The 20,670-nt window shown below is 64.0% G+C and carries 20 protein-coding genes; 15 read left to right on the top strand and 5 right to left on the bottom strand.

Annotated features, from left to right (window positions below; translation table 11 throughout):
* Window positions 1–59 precede the first annotated feature (59 nt).
* Entirely contained in the window at window positions 60–1,205 is a 1,146-nt protein-coding gene (locus VFZ66_04255) for a serine protease (GenBank protein ID HEX6288376.1), read from the bottom strand.
* A 364-nt stretch (window positions 1,206–1,569) separates the two neighbouring features.
* On the opposite strand from VFZ66_04255, the gene VFZ66_04250 reads away from it, so the two are divergent.
* Both VFZ66_04250 and VFZ66_04245 read left to right on the top strand, forming a co-directional pair.
* A complete protein-coding gene (locus VFZ66_04250; protein ID HEX6288375.1) occupies window positions 1,570–1,959 on the top strand; it encodes a hypothetical protein in 390 nt (129 codons plus the stop codon).
* Window positions 1,960–2,270: 311 nt separating this feature from the next.
* Window positions 2,271–2,690, top strand: coding sequence for a DoxX family protein (locus VFZ66_04245; protein HEX6288374.1), 420 nt, complete (start codon window positions 2,271–2,273; stop codon window positions 2,688–2,690).
* A 141-nt stretch (window positions 2,691–2,831) separates the two neighbouring features.
* Here VFZ66_04245 and VFZ66_04240 read toward each other — a convergent pair whose 3' ends face one another.
* From VFZ66_04240 to VFZ66_04230, 3 genes are all read right to left on the bottom strand, one after another.
* Window positions 2,832–3,209 carry a hypothetical protein gene (locus VFZ66_04240; GenBank protein HEX6288373.1) on the bottom strand — a complete coding sequence of 126 codons (378 nt, stop codon included), beginning with the start codon at window positions 3,207–3,209 and terminating at the stop codon, window positions 2,832–2,834.
* Window positions 3,210–3,556: 347 nt separating this feature from the next.
* Window positions 3,557–3,772, bottom strand: a complete 216-nt coding sequence (locus tag VFZ66_04235; GenBank protein HEX6288372.1) for a hypothetical protein — start codon at window positions 3,770–3,772, stop codon at window positions 3,557–3,559.
* Window positions 3,773–4,022: 250 nt separating this feature from the next.
* Complete coding sequence (locus tag VFZ66_04230; protein HEX6288371.1) at window positions 4,023–4,808, bottom strand: DeoR/GlpR family DNA-binding transcription regulator; 786 nt, start codon at window positions 4,806–4,808, stop codon at window positions 4,023–4,025.
* A gap of 563 nt (window positions 4,809–5,371) precedes the next feature.
* Here VFZ66_04230 and VFZ66_04225 point away from each other — a divergent pair.
* The 12 genes from VFZ66_04225 (at window position 5,372) to VFZ66_04170 (ending at window position 19,487) form a co-directional block, all read left to right on the top strand.
* Window positions 5,372–6,862, top strand: coding sequence for a sugar ABC transporter ATP-binding protein (locus VFZ66_04225; protein HEX6288370.1), 1,491 nt, complete (start codon window positions 5,372–5,374; stop codon window positions 6,860–6,862).
* Between the two features lie 25 nt (window positions 6,863–6,887).
* Window positions 6,888–7,907 carry an ABC transporter permease gene (locus VFZ66_04220; GenBank protein ID HEX6288369.1) on the top strand — a complete coding sequence of 340 codons (1,020 nt, stop codon included), beginning with the start codon at window positions 6,888–6,890 and terminating at the stop codon, window positions 7,905–7,907.
* A 15-nt stretch (window positions 7,908–7,922) separates the two neighbouring features.
* Window positions 7,923–8,993, top strand: a complete 1,071-nt coding sequence (locus VFZ66_04215) for an ABC transporter permease (GenBank protein HEX6288368.1) — start codon at window positions 7,923–7,925, stop codon at window positions 8,991–8,993.
* A gap of 126 nt (window positions 8,994–9,119) precedes the next feature.
* The gene (rhaS, locus tag VFZ66_04210; GenBank protein HEX6288367.1) at window positions 9,120–10,184 is read left to right on the top strand and encodes a rhamnose ABC transporter substrate-binding protein; all 1,065 of its coding nucleotides are present in this window, start codon (window positions 9,120–9,122) and stop codon (window positions 10,182–10,184) included.
* Between the two features lie 78 nt (window positions 10,185–10,262).
* On the top strand, window positions 10,263–10,586 hold the full coding sequence (locus tag VFZ66_04205) for an L-rhamnose mutarotase (GenBank protein HEX6288366.1): 324 nt from the start codon (window positions 10,263–10,265) through the stop codon (window positions 10,584–10,586).
* A 23-nt stretch (window positions 10,587–10,609) separates the two neighbouring features.
* Complete coding sequence (locus VFZ66_04200; GenBank protein HEX6288365.1) at window positions 10,610–11,890, top strand: L-rhamnose isomerase; 1,281 nt, start codon at window positions 10,610–10,612, stop codon at window positions 11,888–11,890.
* Window positions 11,891–11,905: 15 nt separating this feature from the next.
* Window positions 11,906–14,098, top strand: coding sequence for a bifunctional rhamnulose-1-phosphate aldolase/short-chain dehydrogenase (locus tag VFZ66_04195; protein HEX6288364.1), 2,193 nt, complete (start codon window positions 11,906–11,908; stop codon window positions 14,096–14,098).
* Between the two features lie 68 nt (window positions 14,099–14,166).
* Window positions 14,167–14,907, top strand: a complete 741-nt coding sequence (locus VFZ66_04190; protein ID HEX6288363.1) for a (Fe-S)-binding protein — start codon at window positions 14,167–14,169, stop codon at window positions 14,905–14,907.
* Window positions 14,904–16,433, top strand: a complete 1,530-nt coding sequence (locus VFZ66_04185; protein HEX6288362.1) for a lactate utilization protein B — start codon at window positions 14,904–14,906, stop codon at window positions 16,431–16,433. The genes VFZ66_04190 and VFZ66_04185 overlap by 4 nt, the downstream gene beginning before the upstream one ends.
* Window positions 16,430–17,083 (top strand): LUD domain-containing protein, encoded by a 654-nt coding sequence (locus VFZ66_04180; protein ID HEX6288361.1) that lies wholly within the window; start codon window positions 16,430–16,432, stop codon window positions 17,081–17,083. Before VFZ66_04185 ends, VFZ66_04180 begins: the two co-directional genes overlap by 4 nt.
* A gap of 66 nt (window positions 17,084–17,149) precedes the next feature.
* On the top strand, window positions 17,150–17,974 hold the full coding sequence (locus VFZ66_04175; GenBank protein HEX6288360.1) for a class II aldolase/adducin family protein: 825 nt from the start codon (window positions 17,150–17,152) through the stop codon (window positions 17,972–17,974).
* A gap of 4 nt (window positions 17,975–17,978) precedes the next feature.
* The gene (locus VFZ66_04170; GenBank protein ID HEX6288359.1) at window positions 17,979–19,487 is read left to right on the top strand and encodes a rhamnulokinase family protein; all 1,509 of its coding nucleotides are present in this window, start codon (window positions 17,979–17,981) and stop codon (window positions 19,485–19,487) included.
* A 43-nt stretch (window positions 19,488–19,530) separates the two neighbouring features.
* On the opposite strand, the gene VFZ66_04165 is transcribed toward VFZ66_04170, so the two are convergent.
* Window positions 19,531–19,836 carry a YciI-like protein gene (locus VFZ66_04165; GenBank protein HEX6288358.1) on the bottom strand — a complete coding sequence of 102 codons (306 nt, stop codon included), beginning with the start codon at window positions 19,834–19,836 and terminating at the stop codon, window positions 19,531–19,533.
* 276 nt (window positions 19,837–20,112) lie between these two features.
* Between VFZ66_04165 and VFZ66_04160 the strand changes: the two genes are divergently transcribed.
* Window positions 20,113–20,403, top strand: coding sequence for a hypothetical protein (locus VFZ66_04160; protein ID HEX6288357.1), 291 nt, complete (start codon window positions 20,113–20,115; stop codon window positions 20,401–20,403).
* The last annotated feature ends 267 nt before the right edge of the window (window positions 20,404–20,670 follow it).

The following is a 20,670-nucleotide window of genomic DNA, read 5'->3' as shown; positions in this document are numbered from 1 at the left end:
CAGATGCCGCGATGCGTGCCAGCAGCCATTGCTGGCACGCGCCGCGACCTGTAGTGCTCCTAGGGGCCTACATACGCAGAGGCAATATTCGTCGAGGTTCTGCCGAGACTATCGACGACTTTAAACCTCACGGTACACGAGGAATAACACCGCACGCTGTAGCTGAACGGCCCGGAACCGGACGAAGAGGCCGTCCAGCTTCCACTGTTGAGCTGCCAGTAGGGCGTGTACGGCTGCAAGCCTTCGCTGCCCATACCGCTGCACGTGTAGAGCCCGCCGAAACCGGTTCCCTCGCATGAGAGCCAGGCAGTTGGCGGAGGCGTTGGAATGCCAGCCTCACGCTGCACCCAGTCGGTAAAGATACCGAACCGCGTGTATACGCCATACTTATAGGCGCGCGCGCAGCCATCGCCCCAGCTCACAATTCCGGCCAATCCCCATGTCGAGCCGTACGGAACGACCAGCGGGCCGCCGCTGTCACCCTGGCAGGAATCTTTCCCGCCTGCGCTGTAGCCGGCACAGAGCATCGTGCTATCCACGCGACCGTTGTACGACTGTGATTGATTACAGGTCGAGTTGGAGACAATCGGGACGCTGACCTGAAGCAATCGGGATGCCGATGCGCCGCCTTCCGAGGTCCTCCCCCAGCCGACGACTGTGGCTACCACACCGGGCGCAAAGCGCGGATTGTCGAAGGGCGACTGGAGCAGCGTCACGGGCTGTACCCGGCTGGTGTAGACCGCATCGCTTGAGAGGTTGAGCAGCGCAATATCGCTGCTCTTCGTCGAGTCGTTATAGTTGGGATGAATCTTGATCTGGCTCACCGAAAATCGTTGCTCGGTGCCCTCCTCGGCGTTCAGGTCGTGCTCACCCAGGACCACGGTAAACTGGATGGCCGACTTCCCATACACACAGTGTGCCGCCGTCACAATCCAGCGGGGCGCGATGAGTGAGCCGCCACACCAATGCCCGCCATTGAGCCGAAGCTCGGCAGTCCACGGCCACGCGCCAGGCACGGCCTCGGTTCCACCGACGATTTCGGTACCTGGCCTGTCGCTGGAAGGTGGCGTGGGGTGATTGCTCGATGGATCAGGCGGCTGCGCTGCCGCGTGGAAGGGGAAGCCGATGAGCGCCATCAGGAACGCGATGATACCGAGTGTGCGCCGAAACTGTACCAGCCATGCGGGTCGAACGAGGTGCTTCATGCAAACCCTCCCTGATAGAGTACGAAACAAGGACAACGTCAGGAGGCGATCCGGAACCGAGTGAATGGAGTCCTCTAGCGGCGGATGCCACCATGTGGCCGACAGGAGAGTGTGGGGCGAGCACGGACGACCGACACGCTCGCATGCTATTAAAGCAGCAGCCAGCCGTCAGCGCAAGAGGCGAATATGACCGTGCCGCGCGCCACAGACGATCCAGATCCGGCGATGGTGCCGAGCGGCATCACGCACGCATGATGGCATAGCGCTTGCAGCATGGTTACGAGCTTTTTTTGCTCAGCGCCGCTTCTTCAGCACGCCTCGCTGCCGTCGGCGTTGCTCGTCCTCATAGAAAGGGCAGAGGCAGATGACCAACCAAATCATTGTCATCGTGAATGGTGATCCGGTGTTTCGTGATGTGGTAAGCCATGCGCTGACGGAAGCAGGCTACGAGTCGGTGCTGCACGACGGGGGTGCGGGTGTCGCGACGACGATTGCGCACGAGCAGCCCTGTGCCGTCGTGGTCAATGCGGACGATGCGCCTCCGACGGAGGAGATCGTGCTCGCGCTGGTCGAGCACGATTCGCACGCCGAGCACATTCCCGTCGTGGTCTGTGGACAGCATACCCAATTGCGCCAGGACGTGGTCAAATCGCTCCAGCCACGGCGCGGCGCTGTGCTGGCAAGCTCGCTGGCTCCCGACGAACTCCTTGCCAAGCTGAAAGAGCTTGAACAGTCCCAGGGGAGCGAGCGGTAGGTCGTGCGCGTCTGCACGCGGAGTGATCGTCGCGTGTGCGTGCAGCGCCAAGCGCAGCAGGGGATCGTCATGGTCCCCTGCTCCACCCTCCGCTTGAGCCCTCCACACGCTCTTTTGATCGCTGTACCCGCACCTGGATCAGCGGATCGCCCGGCAGCGCAACCGCCTATCACACGCGGGGATTCGCGCGGGCCGGTTCGATGTGACGCTTCCTGTCACAAGCAGATCGTAGAATATCCTCAATCAATCGACGAGTCGTTTCTGGAGCCGTCGCAGCCCAGCCCCCGGCTCGTTCCTGACAGGAGGATAGTATGAACAAGGCACTGTGGACTCTGCAAGGGCTACTGGCGGCACTCTTTTTGTGGCATGGTGGCTTCATGGTGTTCCCACCCGCCGAGATGGTGGAGATGATCAATGCACAGCTTGGAGTTGGGTTCCGTATCTTCCTGGGGGTGGCAGAAATCCTCGCGGCCATCGGGCTGATCTTGCCGGGCGTGACGCGCATTCTGCCAGGATTGACGCCATTAGCCGCCGCCGGGCTGATGGTTGTGATGATCAGCGCGACGGTGCTGCACATCGTCCGTGTCGAAGTCGCGAGTGCGATCACCACGGCTGTTCTGTTCGCGCTTGTCACGCTCGTAGCCTACCTGCGCTGGAAGGTTCTGCCCCTGGCGGCGCGACCACTCCCGCTGCGCCAGAAAGCCCCCGCCCTCTCGTCGCCCCACAAGTAACAGCGACACGGCGAGGCGGACGCCTCCCAAACGGTTGACCTCCGGGCAGACCATCGCCTTCGATTTCGTCGATGCCTGAGTCGATAACAGGAGCACGCCATGCGGCGTGCTCCGTGCTTATAGCGGGCATGGAGGAGCGGCTTAGCGGTCGTCGATGCCGCCGTGCCGCCACTGGCGACCACTGCTGAGCAAGCCACAGATGATCGCCAGAAAGAGCAGGCTTAGCCCGCCGCTCAGCCACGGCAACGGGATGAGCATCGCGAGCAGCAGCAGCCACGTGCAGAGCTGAGCCATCTTCCAGGGATGAACTCCGCGCACGCGCTGCCAGCGAAACGCCTGTCGGTTTACTTCTACCTCGAAGCAGGTCCGGGTGATCAGCCGCTCGGCGGCGGATGGCGAGGCAACTCGCGCGATCAGGTACTCGACCTGATGGCGGGTCACACACACTTCATAGTGCGAGCACCAGTCGTCAAGATGCAGACGCTGGCGCAGGTGGGCGGTCGTCTTTTTCCAAAGCATTGTGCTATCCGTCATTCGGTCGAGGGTCCGCATGGGGCCGCAGATGGGTCCCGCCGAATAGTCTACCACACAATTCTGGCGCGCGGCTGATACGCTCCTGAGGGAACGCACCGAGAAAGCGAGGCGCTGATCGCTGGGGAGGCAGGGGCGCATCTATGCGGCGGCAATGTGGCGCGGTGGCGCTGGGCGGTCATACCGGGTGGGCTCGCAGCCGTGGGCGCCGGACGAAGCCGGTCATGGGTGCGCGCGCAACCAACAGGTCATCGCCCAACGCCCACGCCGCTTTTTGCGCCATCACGCCTTAGTCTGCGGGCCAGAAAGAGCCGGTTCGAGAACACTTGCCGTGCTCAGGTTTGTGGCTGCTCTGGCAAGCGCTCGAAGCGAGCCCGAATCGTATCGCCGGGATCGCCGGGATTGATCAAGACGATCTCAAGGTGCTGATCATCCTCGTGCAGCTCTCCGATCTGGTAGACCCGCCAGAGGCCCTCGAAATCGAACCGTGCGCGTTGCACTGCAACACGCTGTCCAAGCGTCACCATGGCCTGCGCCTGTTCCGCCATCATTGCACCTCCTGCGCTTGCCCCCGATGAGGAAGACGGCATCTGCTGTGCCAGGAACACGGCGGTACACTGCCTCTCACCCAGGTATCACGCCAGGCGCGGCAAGCTTCGGCAGGGCGTTGCCCTTGTGTCAGAAGTGCCTGGCGGCTGCCGGTCGTTGGGCCTGTTCGGCATACGGATTGATCCACCTTCCCACATCACGCGGACGAGCGAGAGAGAAGCCAAGCGTGTGATCGCGCGACCAGGCCCTATGCTAGCCGATCACCACGTCCATTAACGGGCGGAACGGCTCAGCCTTCTGCGCCGCGTCGTCACCTGCCGTGATCAAGCACTGGATCGCCGCCGCCGGGCAAAACGTCGTCAGCGAGGTGCCGCCGAGCTTGGAGGCATCCAGCACCGCGAAGACCTGATCGACATGCTTAATCACTAGCTCCTTCAACTGGCCCTCCACGATCGTACTCTCCGTCAAGCCCTTGGTGAGCGTCAGGCCGCGCGCGGAAAAGAAGCCTTTCCCGACATGCAGCTTCGCCAGCATCTCCGTGCTCAGCGTGCCCACCAGCGAGCCGGTATCCCGGCGCACCTGGCCTCCAAGCACGATCGTGGTGATCGTGGGGACGGGACCAAGCTCCAGCGCGGTGTACAGGCCGTTGGTGATGACCGTCAGGTTATGCCGCTCCTTGAGCTGCTGCGCGAGAAAGTAGGCGGTCGTGCTGGCGTCCAGAAAGATCGTGTCGTTATCTTGCACCTGCATTGCCGCCGCAACCGCGATACGCTCCTTGTCGGCGCGGTGCTCCTGAAGACGCGCCATGAATGCGCCTTCTGGCCGAAGCTGCTGCCGCAGCATGGCACCGCCCCAGGTTCGCTGGAGCAAGCCTTCGCGCTCAAGCACGGCCAGATCGTTCCGAATCGTCACCTCGGAGACGCCCAATGCCTCGCTACAGGCGCGCACCGAAAGCTGGCCTTCTTGTTGCAGCAGGTTCAGCAAATAGTGTCGTCGGACTTCGGGCTGCCGCGAGTCAGGCGCTTGTGCAATTGTCATGGTCGTATCTCCATCTATGCCGCGCAGAAGCCGCGCCGGTCGATCGATCGCATCCCGTACACGTCGAACAATCAAGATTGTTGTAGCACATCTTTCGGAATTTTGCTAGTTCTTATGTATAGCAACAATTTGAAACCATCCCGGCTGCGAACGTAGAAGCGGCCACAAACCCGATCGGCCACAGGCCCGATCGCGCTGCGACGGCTCCAGGGCGAATGCTGCGCAGTGGGCCAGCCGATCAAGCACGGATACCCTGCTTCAGCCGAGCGGAGGGATTCACGGCAAAATCGGTGATTGACATTTTCGTTTCCTTATGATATAACCATCTCATTCTAAAAATCAAAATAATTAGAAACCCTTTCCAGACGAAACCACCACTACAGCAACAATATTGCCTGCGGAGGTGGAGAGATAACCAGACTGATCGAATCGATCCAGCGCATCGTTGCCCTCGATCCTTCCACCTCCCAGCAGCTCATCTCCGCCCTACCACCGCGAATCAACCTGAGCCATCGTCCCAGCTACGCGAACAACGGAAGCAGGAAACGCAGAGGAGACTACCGATGCCGGACACTCCACCGCTGCTTCAGGTTCACCACCTATCGAAATCGTTTGGCGGCGTCCATGCGCTGAAAGACGTGCAGTTCGAGCTACGGGCGGGCGAGATTCACGCCCTGCTCGGCGAGAATGGAGCCGGCAAGTCGACGATGATCAAGCTCATGACCGGCATCTACCAGCCGGACGCCGGTGAGATCGTGTTCGACGGGCAGCCGGTGCATTTTGCGAACACCCACGAAGCGCAAGCGCAGGGCATCGTCGCCATCTACCAGGAACCGAGCCTCTTTCCCGACCTCGACATCGCCGAAAATATCTTCGTGGGTCGCCAGCCGACGCGCCGGGGCCGTATCGACTGGCAGCGGATGTACACCGAGGCTGCGGAGCTGCTGCGCCGACTCGGCGTGTCGCTCGACCCACGCACCAAAGCCCGCGCGCTCAGCGTTGCCCAGATGCAGCTTGTGGAGATTGCGCGGGCGATCTCGATCAAGACCCGCGTGCTGATTATGGACGAGCCGACTTCGTCGCTCACGCTGGGGGAGATCGAAGAATTGTTTGTGATTGTGCGCCAGCTCAGAGCGCAGGGCACCTCGATCATCTTTATCTCGCACCACCTGGAAGAGTTGTTCGCGCTGTGCGACCGGGTGACGATTTTGCGGGACGGCACCTATGTCGGAACCCGCGAGATGGGCGCGATCACCACCGATGGACTGATCCAGATGATGGTTGGCCGGACGCTCAACGAGCTATTTCCCAAACAGGACGTGCCGCCGGGCGACGTTGTGCTGGAGGTCGAGGGGCTGACGGTGCCGGGGAATTTTGCGGACGTGTCGTTCAGCCTGCGGCGCGGCGAGATCCTCGGCATGGCCGGGCTGATCGGCGCGGGGCGCACCGAGGTGGCGCGGGCGCTGTTTGGGGTGGACCGGGCGACGGCTGGCACGATCAAGCTGGATGGCAAGCCGGTCACGATCGCCAGCCCTCAGGCGGCGATGGCGCTCGGCATCGGGTATGTGCCGGAAGACCGCAAGCTACACGGGCTGGTGCTGGGCATGAGCATCGCCGACAATATTACGCTGCCTGAGCTGTCGAGCTTCGCGCGCATCGGCTGGCTCGACACGCGGCGCGAGCAGGCGGCGGCGGAGGAAAGCGCGAAACAGCTCGAAGTCAAAATGCGCAGCGTCGAGCAGCCGGTCGGAGAGCTCTCGGGCGGCAACCAGCAGAAGGTAGTGCTGGCGAAATGGCTCGGAACCAGGCCGCGCGTGCTGATCCTCGATGAGCCGACCCGTGGCATCGACGTGGGAACCAAAGCCGCAGTGCATCGGCTGATGAGCAGCCTGGCCGCGCAAGGCATGGCGATCCTGATGATCTCGTCGGAATTGCCTGAGGTGCTGGGCATGAGCGACCGCATCCTGGTGATGCGCGAGGGACGTGTCACCGGCCACTTCAGCCGGGCGGAGGCGACCCAGGAAGCGCTGATGGCTGCCGCGACGGTGGCCTAATGCTCGACAAAGGAGAGCGCGTGCGATGATCGCAAAAACAGAAGCCTATCGTCCGCCGCAGCGAGCCTGGATGCAGGCATTCGTCAAATACCGCGAGGTCGGCATCGTCTTGATTCTGCTGGTGCTCGTCGCGCTGGTCAGCCTGCGCAACCCGGCCTTTCTGAGCCTGAGCAACTTCCGCGACATCGTTTTGAATATCTCGATCCTGGTGATCGTCGCGCTGGCCCAGGCGATGGTGATCATCACGCGCGGCATCGATCTATCGGTCGGATCGATCATTGGGCTGACGGCGATGATGGTGTCCTTTACGATCGCGGCGTTTCCGGGCATGCCAGCGCTGCTGACGATCCCGCTCGGCATGGCGCTCGGCGCGGCGCTCGGTAGCTTCAACGGGCTGCTGATCGCGGGCGGGGGCGCGCCGCCGATCATCGCGACGCTCGGCACGCTGAGCATCTATCGCGGGCTGATCTTCCTGTACAGCGGCAGCAAATCGACGATCAACGCCTTTGAAATGCCCGCCGGATTTCGCCAGCTTGCCAAGGGCGCGCCGCTGGGCGTTCCCAACCTGATCCTGTTTGCCCTCATCGTGGCAGTGGCGGCCTACTACTTCCTGCGCTATACCCGGACGGGCCGTGACATCTATACCGTTGGCAGTAACCCCGACGCGGCGCGCTTCGCCGGTATCCCGATGCAGCGGATCATCTTCCTGGTGTATGTCATCTCCGGCCTGCTGTGTGGCCTGGCCGGGGTGCTCTGGGCGGCGCGGTTTGAGTCGGCGCAGACGAATACCGCGCTGGGCTTCGAGCTTCAGACCGTGGCGGCCTCGGTCGTCGGCGGCGTGAGCACCCTGGGCGGCAGCGGCAACGTCGTCGGCGTGATCCTGGGAGCGTTTCTGCTCGGCATCATCAGCAACGCGCTCACGCTGGTGCAGATCTCGCCCTTCTGGCAGCTCGCCGCGCAAGGTCTGCTGATCCTGCTGGCCGTGGTTGCCGACGCGGCGATCGTCGGTCGGGTCCAGCGCATCACGTCCCGCAAGACTCGCTAAGCGCACGAGGTGAAGATGAACCTAAGCACACATACGCTCCGTCGCTCGCTCCTTCGCTGGGAATGGCTCCTGGTGGCGCTGATGATCGTCGTCACGATCGTCAACGCGCGGCTCTCGCCCTTCTTCTTGAATCGCAACAACCTGCTGCGCACGACCTCCGACTTTATGGAGATCGGCATCCTGATGCTGCCGATGGTCTTTATCATCGTCACCGGCAACATCGACCTTTCGATCGCCTCGATCCTGGGCCTGGCCGCGTCGCTGATGGGCTGGCTGTTCATGAGCGGCACGAACATCTGGCTGGCGCTCGTCGTCGCGCTCCTCGTCAGCGCGCTGGCCGGCCTGCTCAACGGCGTCTTGATCGCGCGGCTGAAGCTACCCGCGCTGGTTGTCACCATCGGCACGCTCTCGCTGTACCGTGGCCTGGCCTATGCGCTGCTGGGCGATCAGGCGGCCCGTGGGTATCCGCCATCCTTCACGTACCTGGGCCAGGGCACGCTCGGCGGCACCGGCATTCCGGTCGCGCTGGTCCTGTTTCTCGTGCTCGCGCTGATCTTTGGCCTCGTGCTCCACAAGACGACCTTCGGGCGCTATCTGTACGCGATCGGCAACAACGAGGCGGCCAGCCACTACTCCGGCGTGCCGGTGGAGCGCATCAAGTTGATCCTGTACGTGGTGTCGGGCGTGATGGCGGCGCTGGCGGGATTCATCCTGGCCGCCCGCTTCGGCAGCACGCGCCCGGACATTGGGAACGGGCTGGAGCTGACCGTGATTACCGTGACGGTGCTCGGCGGAGTCAGCATCTTTGGCGGCAAAGGCACGATGGTCGGCGCTGTCCTCGCGCTGATCCTGGTCGGCCTGCTGCGCTTCGGGATGGGCCTGATCAACCTTCAGGGCCAGATCCAGAATATCGTGATCGGCCTGCTGCTGATTCTCTCGATCCTGCTGCCACGGCTCGGCGCGCGGCTGTCGGCGGGGCTGACGTGGCAGCCCGCGACGATGCGCAGGCTGGCGGCGGCGGCGTCGGTGGCGATTGTGTTTGGAATGTTCTTCTTCTGGTCGCGCGGGCTGATCCTCACGCCCTAGCGCAATCGGGGGTTCGCTTCACAGGAAGGAGCGCGTATCGCTGATGATCATGGAGGATCACCTCACCGCGCCGAAGGAAGATCAACTATGGCAAACCGATGCCATCAACACAGGAGAAGATCTCTCATGCGAAACAACTATGTTCTGGCGATGCTCATGAGCCTGGTGCTCTCGATTCTGGTCGGCTGTGGCGCGGCTCCCACGACCGGCGATACCGGCACTCAGGGATCGCCTGCGGCCAGCGGATCACCTGCGGCAAGTGCAGCAGCCGGTGGCGCGAAGACCTATATTCTGGTGCCTAAGAATCTGGGCAACCCCTACTTCGACACGGCGAATAAAGGCGCGCAGGAAGCGGCCAAAGAGCTTGGCGTGACCGTCACCTATCAGGGACCGGCCACGGCGGACGCCACCCAGCAGATTCAACTGCTTAATTCGTTGATCGCGCAGAACGTGAGCGGCCTCGCGATCTCGGCGGACGACTCCGATGCGCTCGTTCCCACGGGCAAGCAGGCGATCAGCGCCGGTATCCCCGTCGTCACCTGGGACTCGGCGATCTCCGAGGGTGGGCGCACGGTCCACATCAACCAGGCGGTCGCCGCCGATATTGCCGCCGTGCAGATTCAGATGGCGTCGGATCTCGCCAAGGGCGAGGGCAAGATCGCGATCTTGAGCGCCACCTCGACCGCGCCGAACCAGAACGAGTGGATCGCCTTGATGCAGGAAGTGCTGAAGCAGCCTGAGTACGCCAAGCTTGAGCTTGTGGACACCGTCTACGGCGACGACGACGACCAGAAGAGCTACACCGAGGCGCAAGGGCTGATGACGAAACACCCGGACCTGAAGGTGATCATCGCGCCGACGACTGTTGGCATCGCGGCTGCGGCGCGTGCGGTCCAGGACGCGAACAAGGTCGGCACGGTCTTCGTGACCGGCCTCGGCACGCCAAACGCGATGCGAGATTATGTCAAGAGCGGCGCGGCTCCACAGTTTGCGCTGTGGAATCCCGGCGATCTCGGCTACCTGGCGATCCAGGCCTTGAACGCCATCGCGAGCGGCCAGATCAAGGGCCAGCCCGGCGACAAGTTCACGGCGGGCAGGCTCGGCGAGTACACCGTTGCCGAGGATGGCACCGTGCTGCTGGGCAAGCCGACGGTGTTCACGAAAGACAACGTCGATCAGTTCGACTTCTAACGGCTATCACCTTCTGGCTGCCCCGGCGCGTTCCATGCTGCACGTCCGCCGGGACGGCCCTACCGGAGGAGCAGGCTGATGAAACGGGTTGGATTTATGCTCAAGGTGCGGCAAGACAGGCTGGACGAGTACAAACGCCATCACGAAAACGTCTGGCCGGAGATGCTCGCGGCGCTGCGCGGGGCGGGCTGGCACAACTACTCCCTGTTTGTGCGCGACGACGGCCTGCTCTTCGGCTACTTCGAGACACCCGACAGCTTGCAGGCTGCCCAGGCGCGCATGGCCGAGCAAGCGATCAACACCAGATGGCAAGAGTTCATGGCACCGTATTTCGAGTCGCCAAATAATGCGCGGCCAGATGAAATGTTTGTTGAATTGCAGGAGATTTTTCACCTCGATTGATTTCATGTGGAGGAGGAGGAGCTATGACTGATTCAGTTCCCACAACCAGACATGTCCAGCATGCCTACGCGCTCGCCAAAGAGCGCTACGCGGCGCTCGGCGTCGATACCGAGCAGGCATTGGCACGTCTCGGCCAGATCTCGCTGAGCCTGCACTGCTGGCAGGGCGACGACGTAGCCGGGTTCGAGTCGCCGGATGGCGAGCTTGGCGGCGGCATCGCGGCGACCGGCAACTATCCGGGCAAGGCGCGCAACGCGGACGAGCTGCGCCGCGATCTCGATCAGGTCTATCGCCTGCTGCCGGGACAGCACCGGCTGAATCTGCACGCGATCTACGCCGAAATCAACGGACGGAAGGTTGAGCGCAACGAGCTTCAGCCCGAACATTTCGCCGCGTGGGCCGCGTGGGCCAAAGCCAACGGACACGGCATCGACTTCAACCCGACCTGCTTCGGGCATCCGCTGGCCGAGAGCGGCTTTACGCTGTCGAGCTACGATGCGGGCGTGCGCCGGTTCTGGATCGAGCACTGCATTGCGTCGCGCACGATCGGCGAGTATTTCGGGCGCGAGCTTGGCACGGCCTGCGTCACCAACATCTGGATTCCCGACGGCCTCAAGGACACGCCCGTCGATCGCGCCACGCCCCGCCGATTGCTCAAAGAATCGCTCGATCAGATCCTCGCCGCGCCCATCGACCGGCGGTACAACCTGGATGCCGTCGAAAGCAAGCTCTTCGGCATCGGCTCCGAAAGCTACGTCGTCGGCTCGCACGAGTTCTACCTGGGCTACGCGCTGAGCAACCACGTGCTGCTGTGCCTGGATAGCGGCCACTTCCACCCGACCGAGTCGATCGCCGACAAGATCTCGTCGGTGCTGCTCTACGTCGATGAAATCTTGCTCCACATCAGCCGGGGCGTGCGCTGGGACAGCGATCATGTCGTCACGCTCAGCGACGAGACGCAGGCGCTGCTTCAGGAGATCGTACGCAACAACCTGCTCGATCGCGTCCACATCGGCCTGGACTTCTTCGACGCGAGTATCAACCGGGTAGCGGCGTGGGTCATCGGCGCGCGCAACGTGCAGCGGGCCGCGCTGCTGGCGCTGCTGGAGCCGATCGATCGGCTGCGTGAGGCCGAGCGCTCCGGCGATTACACCACGCGCCTGGCGCTGCTCGAAGAGCTTAAGGGCATGCCCTGGGCGGCGGTCTGGGACCAGTTCTGTCTCCAGCACGAAGTGCCGCTGGGCATGCGCTACCTGGACGAGATCCGATCGTACGAAACACACGAGCTTGCCCGGCGCGGGTGAGGAGGAGGAGGACTCATGGTAACACGGCAACCAACCTTTCGCCACGTACACTATGCGTGGGACGACGCCTACGCGAATCAGCTCGATCCAGTTGCGCGGCTGGTCTATCGCTCCAATATCCTGGGAGCCGACCAGCGCATCACCAACACAGGCGGCGGCAACACATCATCCAAAATTATCGAGAGCGACCCGCTCACCGAGGAGCCGGTCGAGGTGCTGTGGGTCAAAGGCTCCGGCGGCGACCTGCGCACCTCAAAGCGCGAAAACTTCTCGTCGCTGTACATGGACAAGCTGCGCGCGCTGCAAGCGCACTACCACCACGCGCCGGAGCGCGGCCCCAAAACCGCGATCGAGGACGCGATGGTCGCGCTCTATAACCACTGCACCTTCAACCTCAATCCCCGTCCGTCGTCGATCGACACGCCGCTGCACGCCTTTGTCAATCGTAAGCACGTCGATCACATGCATCCCAACGCCGTGATCGCCATCGCCGCCGCGCGAAACTCCGAGCGGCTGACCAGCGAGATCTACGGCGACGAGGTGATCTGGACCGCCTGGCAGCGGCCCGGCTTCGATCTGGGCCTGAAGCTGGAGCAGATCCTACAGGAGCACCCGCAGGCCAGGGGCGTGATCCTCGGCGGCCACGGCCTGATCAACTGGGCCGACGACGACAAGGCGTGCTACGAGCTGACGCTCGATCTGATCGAGCGCGCGGCGAGCTATATCGAGGCGCGCGACAAAGGCGAGCAGACCTTTGGCGGGCAGCAGTACCAGGCATTGGACGAGGCGCAGCGCCACGCGGTCTTTGCCGAGATCTTGCCCTGGCTGCGCGGCCAGGTTAGCCAGTATAAACGCTTTGTCGGCACCGTGCAGGAAGACGCGACGATCCTGCGCTTCGTCAACAGCCACGACGCGCCGCGTCTGGCCGAGCTCGGCACGTCCTGCCCCGATCACTTCCTGCGCACCAAGATCAAGCCGCTGTATGTGCCGTGGAACCCGCAGGCCGAGGATGTGGCGGCGCTGAAGCACAAACTGAGCGCCGGGCTGGAGCAGTATCGCCAGGACTACGCGGCCTACTACCAGCAGCACAAGCGCCCCGACTCGCCCGCGATGCGCGATCCGAACCCGACGGTGATCCTGATCCCCGGCCTGGGCATGATCGCCTGGGGCAAAGACAAGAGCGAGTCGCGCGTGACCGCCGAGTTCTACAACTGCGCCGTCGAAGTGATGCGCGGCGCGGAGGCGATCGACGAGTATACCGCGCTGCCGCTGCAAGAGGCGTTCGACATCGAGTACTGGCTGCTTGAGGAGGCCAAGCTTCAGCGCATGCCCGCCGAAAAAGAGCTGGCGCGGCGGATCGTGGTGGTGGTTGGATCAGGCAGCGGCATCGGCAAGGCAGTGGCGCATCGCGTGGCGCGTGAGGGCGCGCATGTGGTCTGCGCCGATCTGCACGCCGAGGCAGCCCAGGCGACGGCGGACGAGCTGACCGCGCGCTACGGCAAAGGCATCGGCGTGGCAGGGACGGGCATCTCAAGCTACGGTCCCGCGATCGGGCTGGGCGTGGACATCACCAAGCGTGAGTCGGTGCGGGCGCTGTTCGAGCAGGTGATCCTGGCGTATGGCGGCATCGACGATGTAATCGTGACGGCGGGCATTTATGTGCCGCCGGATCGCGAGGGCCGCGTTCCCGACGACAAATGGGCGCTGTCGTTCAACATCAATGTCACCGGGCTGTACGTCGTCGCAGATGAGGCCAATCGGATCTGGCGCTCCCAAGGGCTGCGCGGCAATCTGGTGCTGACCACCAGCGTCAACGCGGCGGTAGCCAAGAAAGGCTCGCTGGCCTACGACACCAGCAAGGCGGCGGCGAATCATCTGGTGCGCGAGCTGGCGATCGAACTCGCGCCGCTGGTGCGGGTCAACGGCCTGGCACCCGCCACAGTCGTCGAGGGCAGCAGCATGTTCCCCCGCGATCGAGTGATCGCCTCGCTGGCGAAGTACAACATCGCCTTCAGCGACGACGAGACGACCGAGGCGCTGCGCGAGAAGCTGGCGAACTTCTACGCGCAGCGCACGCTAACGCAAGCGCCGATCACGCTGGACGATCAGGCGGAGGTGGCCTATTTGCTGATCAGCAGGGCATTCAGCAAGACGACCGGCCAGATCTTTAGCGTGGATGGCGGCCTGGCCGAGGCGTTTCTTCGCTGACACGCCAGCGAGGAGCAGGAGCGTCTACTCCGTGCATCGTGGAGTAGGCCGAGTGGAGAAGGGGATCGATGAAGGTTACACTCTTTATAACCTGCTTCAACGATACGCTATTTCCGCAAACCGGGCAAGCCGTCGTGAAGCTATTGGAGCGGCTCGGCCACAGCGTCGAGTTTCCGCTGGAGCAGACCTGCTGCGGCCAGATGCACTTCAACACCGGCTACCAGCGCGAGTCGATCCCGCTTGCCCGCCACTTCGTCGAGGTCTTCGGCGACGCCGAGATCGTGGTGTCGCCGTCGGCGTCCTGCGTGGGGATGGTCCGCGAGTTCTATCCCCGCCTCGCCGAAGTGTCGCGCGACCCGAAGCTGGCACGCGCGGTTGCTGCGCTGATCCCACGGGTGTACGAGCTGTCGGAGCTTCTGGTCAACAAGCTTGGCATCGAGGATGTGGGCGCGTACTATCCGCACCGGGTCACGTACCATCCGACCTGCCACTCGCTGCGGATGATCCGCGTCGGCGATGCTCCGCTGCGGCTGCTGCGCAAGGTTCGCAGCATCGATCTCGTGGAGCTGCCCAATGCCGAGGAGTGCTGCGGCTTCGGCGGCACCTTTGCGATCAAGAACGCGGATACCTCGATGGCGATGCTCGGCGATAAAGTCCGCAACGTCCTCGATACACACGCCGAGGTCTGTGTTGCCGCCGACAACTCGTGCCTGATGCAGATCGGCGGGGCGCTGCACCGGCAGCGGGCAGGCGTGCGGCCCGTGCATCTCGCCGAGATCCTGGCGACGACCGAGGAGGACGGGCGATGAGCCGGAGCAACTCCAAGTTTCACATTCCGCTGACCTTTCAGGAGTCGGCGAGGGCGGCGCTGGAAAACACGCAGCTACGGCGCAACCTGGGCAAGGCGACCCAAACCATCCGGGCGAAGCGGGCCTCAGTCGTCGACGAGCTGCCCGACTGGCAGGAGTTGCGCGAGGCCGGGCGCGCGATCAAGGAGCGCACGCTGCGCCACCTCGACGAGTACCTGCTGCAACTTGAGGCGGCGGTGCAGCGCGCGGGCGGGCAGGTCCATTGGGCGCGCGACGCGATCGAGGCCAACCGGATCGTCGCCGGAATCGTGCTCGAACACGGGGCCAGCGAGGTGATCAAGGTCAAGTCGCTGACCACCGACGAGATCCGCATGAACGAGGCATTGGGCCAGCACGGCGTGACCGCGATCGAGACTGATCTGGCCGAGCTGATCATCCAACTGGCCCACGAGGAGTCGTCGCATATCCTGGTGCCCGCGATCCACAAGAATCGCGCGGAGATCCGCACCCTGTTCATGCACACGTTGGGCATCAGCGAGCTATCGGACGAACCGGCTGAGCTGGCGGCGGTGGCGCGTCGGTATCTGCGCACGAAGTTCTTGAGCGTGCCCGTCGCCACCAGCGGCGTGAACTTTGCCGTGGCCGCAACCGGAACGATCGCGGTGGTCGAGTCCGAGGGCAACGGGCGCATGTGCCTGACGCTGCCGGAGGTGCTGATCTCGATCATGGGCATCGAGAAGGTGATCCCAGGCTGGCAGGACTTCGAGGTGTTCCTGCAACTGCTGCCGCGCTCCTCGACGGGCGAGCGCATGAACCCGTATACCTCGTTCTGGACCGGCGTGCATCCTGGCGACGGGCCGCAGGCGTTCCATCTGGTGCTGCTGGATAACGGGCGCAGCCGCGTGCTTGCGGATCACATTGGGCGACAAACGCTCAACTGTATCCGCTGCTCGGCCTGCCTCAACGTCTGCCCGGTCTATGAGCGCACGGGAGGCCACGCCTACAACTCGGTCTATCCCGGCCCCATCGGCGCGATTCTGACACCGCAGCTTCTAGGCGTGGAGCGCGCCGGATCGCTGCCCTACGCCTCGTCGCTCTGCGGCGCGTGCTACGACGTGTGTCCGGTCAAGATCAACATTCCCGAAGTGCTGGTGCATCTGCGGGCGCAGGTGGTGCGTCATAAGCAGACCAGCGAGGGCATCAAGGGCAAGCTCGATCCCGAAGCCATCGGCATGCGGCTGCTCGCGCGAGTCTTTCGGAGTCCCGAACGCTACGAGCAGGCCCAAAAGCTGGCACGGCTGGGGCAGATTCCTTTTGCACGTCGCGGGATCATCGAGCGGCTGCCACCGCCGCTCAACGTGTGGACGACTATGCGCGATCTTCAGGCGGTGCCGCGCCAGACCTTTCGTGACTGGTGGCGGAAGCGGCGGGTGTTCGGGTCGGTGCCGAAGGCTGATGCTGACGGCGTGGGCGATGCCGACGGCGTCGACGCCGAGGCTGCCGCAGCCGGGAGGAGGAACGTATGAGCGCTGCCCGTGACGAGATTCTCCAGCGCGTGCGCCTGGCGCTGCGCGACGTGCCGCAGCGCGAGCAGCCGACGGATGTTGCCGTGGAGCGCGGCTATCGCCCCACCGCCGATGCGTCCCGCGAGCACGTGATCGAGCTATTTGTGGAGCGCGTGCGCGAGTACAAAGCGACGGTGCGGATCGTCACGGCTCATGCGCTGCCCACAACGATCGCCGAATCATGCGCCGCGCGGGGCGTGCGTCGTCTGCTTGTGCCCGTGGATATCCCGCGCGAGTGGCTGCCCGCCGGGATTGAAGCGCTCCGCGACACCGAGCTGACCTACGCGCAGATCGATGGGTGCGACGGCGTGCTAACCGGCTGCGCGCTGGGCATCGCGCAAACGGGGACGATCGTGCTGGATGGCGGGCAGGCGCAAGGACGGCGCGTGCTGACGCTGCTGCCTGATTATCATCTGTGTGTTGTCCGGACGGAGCAGATTGTCGGTCTGGTTCCCGAAGCCGTCGCCCGGCTCGTGCCCGCCGTATGTGAGCAGCAGCGCGCGATCACCTTTATTTCCGGCCCATCGGCTACCTCCGACATCGAGCTGAATCGGGTCGAGGGCGTGCATGGGCCGCGCACGCTTGAGGTCATTGTCGTCACGCCGGATTAATCCGGCGTGGGGATGCATACAGCGCCGGGGGAGAGCGCATCTGCGCCACATGTGGAGAATGAAGCTATGGCTCTGGATCAACCTTTTCCTGATTTAGATGAATTGCTCACGACGATTGGCACGGCGGGGCAGCGGCTCAGCGGCATTAATGCCAGCGAAGGTGCCGCAGGCAATATCTCGATGGTGATCGGCTGGCCGCTTGAGGTGCGGCGGCGCTTCCCGGTGGGCGCGTCCTTTGTATTGCCGCATCCCGCGCCCGCGCTTGCGGGCCATCTGGTGATTGTCACCGGCTCCGGTCGCCGCCTGCGCGATATTCACCTCGACCCCGTGGCGAACCTGGCAGCCGTGCTGGTCGATGCGGATGGACGAACGGGACGGCTGCATACCTCGCCGCGCCGCCTGTTCGAGCGCGTCACCAGCGAGTTCAACTCGCATCTCGCGGTCCACGACGATCAGATCGCCCGCACCGGCACGAACTTCCACGCGCTGATCCACGCCCAGCCGCCGCACCTGACCTACCTCAGCCATATTCCGGCGTATCGCGACCAGGCGCTGCTGAACCGGCGGCTGATACGCTGGGAGCCGGAGACGATCGTCAACCTGCCAGAAGGCATCGGCGTGCTCCCGTACAAGCTGCCGGGCTCGCCCGCGATGATGGAGGCCAATGTCGCAGGCTTGCGCGAGTATCGTATCGTGCTGTGGAGCAAGCACGGCGTGATGGCCCGGTCGGACATCTCGGTGACGCGCGCCGCCGACCGGATCGAATATGCCGAAACCGCCGCGCTGTACGAGTATATGAATCTGGTCAACGGCAACCAGGCCGAGGGTTTAACGCAGGATGAGCTGCGTGAGGTGGTCCGGGCCTTCAATGTGCCGACCACGCTGGTGTAATCCTATGAGCGAAACAGCGAATTTCCTCGCCGTCGATCTTGGCGCCTCCAGCGGGCGGGTCATGCTCGGTCGGTGGGTGGGTGCCCACGGAGCGCAGCGCTTCGACCTGCACGAGCTTCACCGCTTTCCAAACGGCGCCGTCGAGGAGCAGGGCCACCTCCACTGGGACGCGGCCCGGCTCTGGCGCGAGATCAAGACGGGCATCCAGGCGTATGCTGCCCAGCATGATGCGCCACTGGCCGGGATCGGCATCGATACCTGGGCGGTGGACTTTGCCCTGCTGGATGCGGCAGGCTGCGTGCTTGGCAATCCGTACCACTACCGCGACCGCCGCACCGCTGGCGTGGCGCGACAGGTCGATCGGCAGGTGCCGCCGCAGCGCGTGTATGCGCTCACCGGCATTCAGCGTCTGCCCTTCAACACGCTCTACCAGCTTGCCAGCATGCAGCGCAGCAACGATCCGCAGCTTGCCGCCGCCGAGACGCTGCTGCTGATCCCGGACCTGTTCCACTACTGGCTGACCGGGCGCAAGGTGGCTGAGTACACCAACGCGACGACCACGCAGTTCTTTGATGCGCGGGAGCGCCGCTGGGCGACCGATCTGCTCCACGAGCTCAGCCTGCCTGTCGGCATCCTGCCGCCGATTGTCACGCCGGGTACGGTGCTGGGCAACATGCTGCCCGATGTGCGCGCTGAGGTGGGGCTGCGCCACGACACGCCGGTGATCGCCACGGCGACCCATGATACCGCGAGCGCGGTTGCCGCCGTGCCAGGGCTGGATGATCGCAGCGCCTATATCAGCAGCGGAACGTGGAGCTTGGTCGGCGTCGAAACGACCGCGCCGATCCTGAGCGAAGAGGCGCGGCTGCTCAACTTCACCAACGAGGGCGGCGTGGCGGGGACCATTCGCTTCCTTAAAAACGTTGGGGGCTTGTGGCTGCTTCAAGAGTGCCAGCGCCAGTGGCAGCACGAGGGCCATGCCTACACCTGGGCCGACCTCGTCGCGCTCGCCGAGGGAACGCCGCCGCTGCGCAGCCTGGTCGATCCCGACGCGCCAGCCTTTTTGAATCCTGGTGATATGCCGGAGGCGATTCGCGCCTACTGCCGCAGGACGCGCCAGCCAGAGCCGGAGAGCGTTGGGGCGCTGGTGCGCTGCTGCCTGGAAAGTCTAGCCCTCAAATATCGCTGGGTGGTGGAGCAAATGGAGGCGCTGACCGCACGGCGGATCGCGACGATTCGGATCGTGGGCGGGGGCAGCCAGAACACGCTGCTATGCCAACTGACCGCCGATGCCTGCCGCCGCCCGGTGGTGGCCGGGCCAGTCGAGGCGACCGCCCTGGGCAACATCCTGGTGCAGGCCGTCGCGCTTAAGCTGCTGCCGAGCATTGCGGCGGGTCGGGAGGCGGTGGCGGCTTCCGTGGCGCAGGCGATCTACGAGCCGCGAGCCTCCGAAGACTGGGATGCGGCCTTTGTGGGCTTCGAGGGGCTGGTGGCAATCGCTCAAGAATCGTAGCGAGCGCGACCGCGCGCGTGCTCCGCGCCGCTGCGCGCCGGTGCTACTCCTCCGGTCGGACGGGTATCGCGGCCCAGTCGCCCACCACGGTGGTCCACGGGCGCACCCGCCAGCGGATCACAAGGCCGTTGCGCACATAGGGATCACCTGCGGCGAAGCGCTCCGCCACCGCTGGCGAGTCGCCCTGAAAAAGTAAGATCGCGCCATCGACCGGATCGGCCAGCGCGCCACCGAGAAGCAGCTCGCCCCGCGCGTGTGCCTGCCAGGCGAGCGTCAGATGCTCTGCCCGAAATGCATCCCGCCGTGCCAGGTAGTCTGGGGCAACGTCATACAACAACAGGTAGTGCATAGTCTCTCCTGCGCGATGGGGGATCTGCCGCAGTAGGTCGCGCCCTTCCCCAGATGAAGATCATGCAGCGGGGGCCGGTGCCGCGCCATCCCCCACAATCTGGCACGGCCCCCCGATCATAGCATACCGTGGCGCTCCTGTCCGCTGGTGCCGCGAGGACACGCCCGACGAGCTTTCAGAGGATACGATCGTAATCACAAGCATCACGCGGGAAGCGTGGCGCTGACGGCATAGCAGTTGCTGCATGTGGATCGCGACAGGCATAGGAGGGATACGATGAGCGACAAACCCCTCTTCCAAAACACGGACGAGCAAGAGGCGATCTATGCCCCGGAGCAACTGCCCGAAGGAAGCGCGCAGAAAACTGCCGCCGAGGTCGAAGCGCGAGATTCTGCGAATGCTGTGGGCGGCGGGGTCGTGCCGGTGCCAGCGGCAGGCGTGATGGGCGCTGGCGTGGCGGGCGGCGCAAGTGGGACGGGAACGCCGACCGGCGGAGCGGCACCCGCAGTTGGCGCCGCAGCCCTGGCGAACGAAACCGAGGCCACGAATACCGACGACCGTTCGTGAACACATGATGCTCGCGACCGAGCCGTCGATCAGGTAGGGAATCTGCAACGCTTCCGGCGAGGCGCGCGACCAGAAGCGTGTTCCGCAGGCTCGTCGATCATCCGCCCGCTCCTCGCGCACCAGCGGGCTATACTCGCGTGCGGCTAGCCGCGCGCGACTCACCATCGCAGCGCTGATCGATGGTCGTGCTACGCCGCCACACCCCACCGCGCGCATGGCATGACCCTTCGATTTCCTCGTGCAACATCACGCAACCTTTGCGGGAAA

The sequence above is a fragment of the Herpetosiphonaceae bacterium genome (assembly GCA_036374795.1).
In the GTDB taxonomy this organism is placed as follows: domain Bacteria; phylum Chloroflexota; class Chloroflexia; order Chloroflexales; family Kallotenuaceae; genus LB3-1.
This window is presented reverse-complemented; position numbering and strand designations above follow the sequence as displayed.

Coding starts and splice junctions, on each gene's coding strand:
- VFZ66_04255 (HEX6288376.1), bottom strand. CDS start 1,205: ATGAAGCACCTCGTTCGACCCGCATGGCTGGTACAGTTTCGGCGCACA.
- VFZ66_04250 (HEX6288375.1), top strand. CDS start 1,570: ATGACCAACCAAATCATTGTCATCGTGAATGGTGATCCGGTGTTTCGT.
- VFZ66_04245 (HEX6288374.1), top strand. CDS start 2,271: ATGAACAAGGCACTGTGGACTCTGCAAGGGCTACTGGCGGCACTCTTT.
- VFZ66_04240 (HEX6288373.1), bottom strand. CDS start 3,209: ATGCTTTGGAAAAAGACGACCGCCCACCTGCGCCAGCGTCTGCATCTT.
- VFZ66_04235 (HEX6288372.1), bottom strand. CDS start 3,772: ATGATGGCGGAACAGGCGCAGGCCATGGTGACGCTTGGACAGCGTGTT.
- VFZ66_04230 (HEX6288371.1), bottom strand. CDS start 4,808: ATGACAATTGCACAAGCGCCTGACTCGCGGCAGCCCGAAGTCCGACGA.
- VFZ66_04225 (HEX6288370.1), top strand. CDS start 5,372: ATGCCGGACACTCCACCGCTGCTTCAGGTTCACCACCTATCGAAATCG.
- VFZ66_04220 (HEX6288369.1), top strand. CDS start 6,888: ATGATCGCAAAAACAGAAGCCTATCGTCCGCCGCAGCGAGCCTGGATG.
- VFZ66_04215 (HEX6288368.1), top strand. CDS start 7,923: ATGAACCTAAGCACACATACGCTCCGTCGCTCGCTCCTTCGCTGGGAA.
- rhaS (HEX6288367.1), top strand. CDS start 9,120: ATGCGAAACAACTATGTTCTGGCGATGCTCATGAGCCTGGTGCTCTCG.
- VFZ66_04205 (HEX6288366.1), top strand. CDS start 10,263: ATGAAACGGGTTGGATTTATGCTCAAGGTGCGGCAAGACAGGCTGGAC.
- VFZ66_04200 (HEX6288365.1), top strand. CDS start 10,610: ATGACTGATTCAGTTCCCACAACCAGACATGTCCAGCATGCCTACGCG.
- VFZ66_04195 (HEX6288364.1), top strand. CDS start 11,906: ATGGTAACACGGCAACCAACCTTTCGCCACGTACACTATGCGTGGGAC.
- VFZ66_04190 (HEX6288363.1), top strand. CDS start 14,167: ATGAAGGTTACACTCTTTATAACCTGCTTCAACGATACGCTATTTCCG.
- VFZ66_04185 (HEX6288362.1), top strand. CDS start 14,904: ATGAGCCGGAGCAACTCCAAGTTTCACATTCCGCTGACCTTTCAGGAG.
- VFZ66_04180 (HEX6288361.1), top strand. CDS start 16,430: ATGAGCGCTGCCCGTGACGAGATTCTCCAGCGCGTGCGCCTGGCGCTG.
- VFZ66_04175 (HEX6288360.1), top strand. CDS start 17,150: ATGGCTCTGGATCAACCTTTTCCTGATTTAGATGAATTGCTCACGACG.
- VFZ66_04170 (HEX6288359.1), top strand. CDS start 17,979: ATGAGCGAAACAGCGAATTTCCTCGCCGTCGATCTTGGCGCCTCCAGC.
- VFZ66_04165 (HEX6288358.1), bottom strand. CDS start 19,836: ATGCACTACCTGTTGTTGTATGACGTTGCCCCAGACTACCTGGCACGG.
- VFZ66_04160 (HEX6288357.1), top strand. CDS start 20,113: ATGAGCGACAAACCCCTCTTCCAAAACACGGACGAGCAAGAGGCGATC.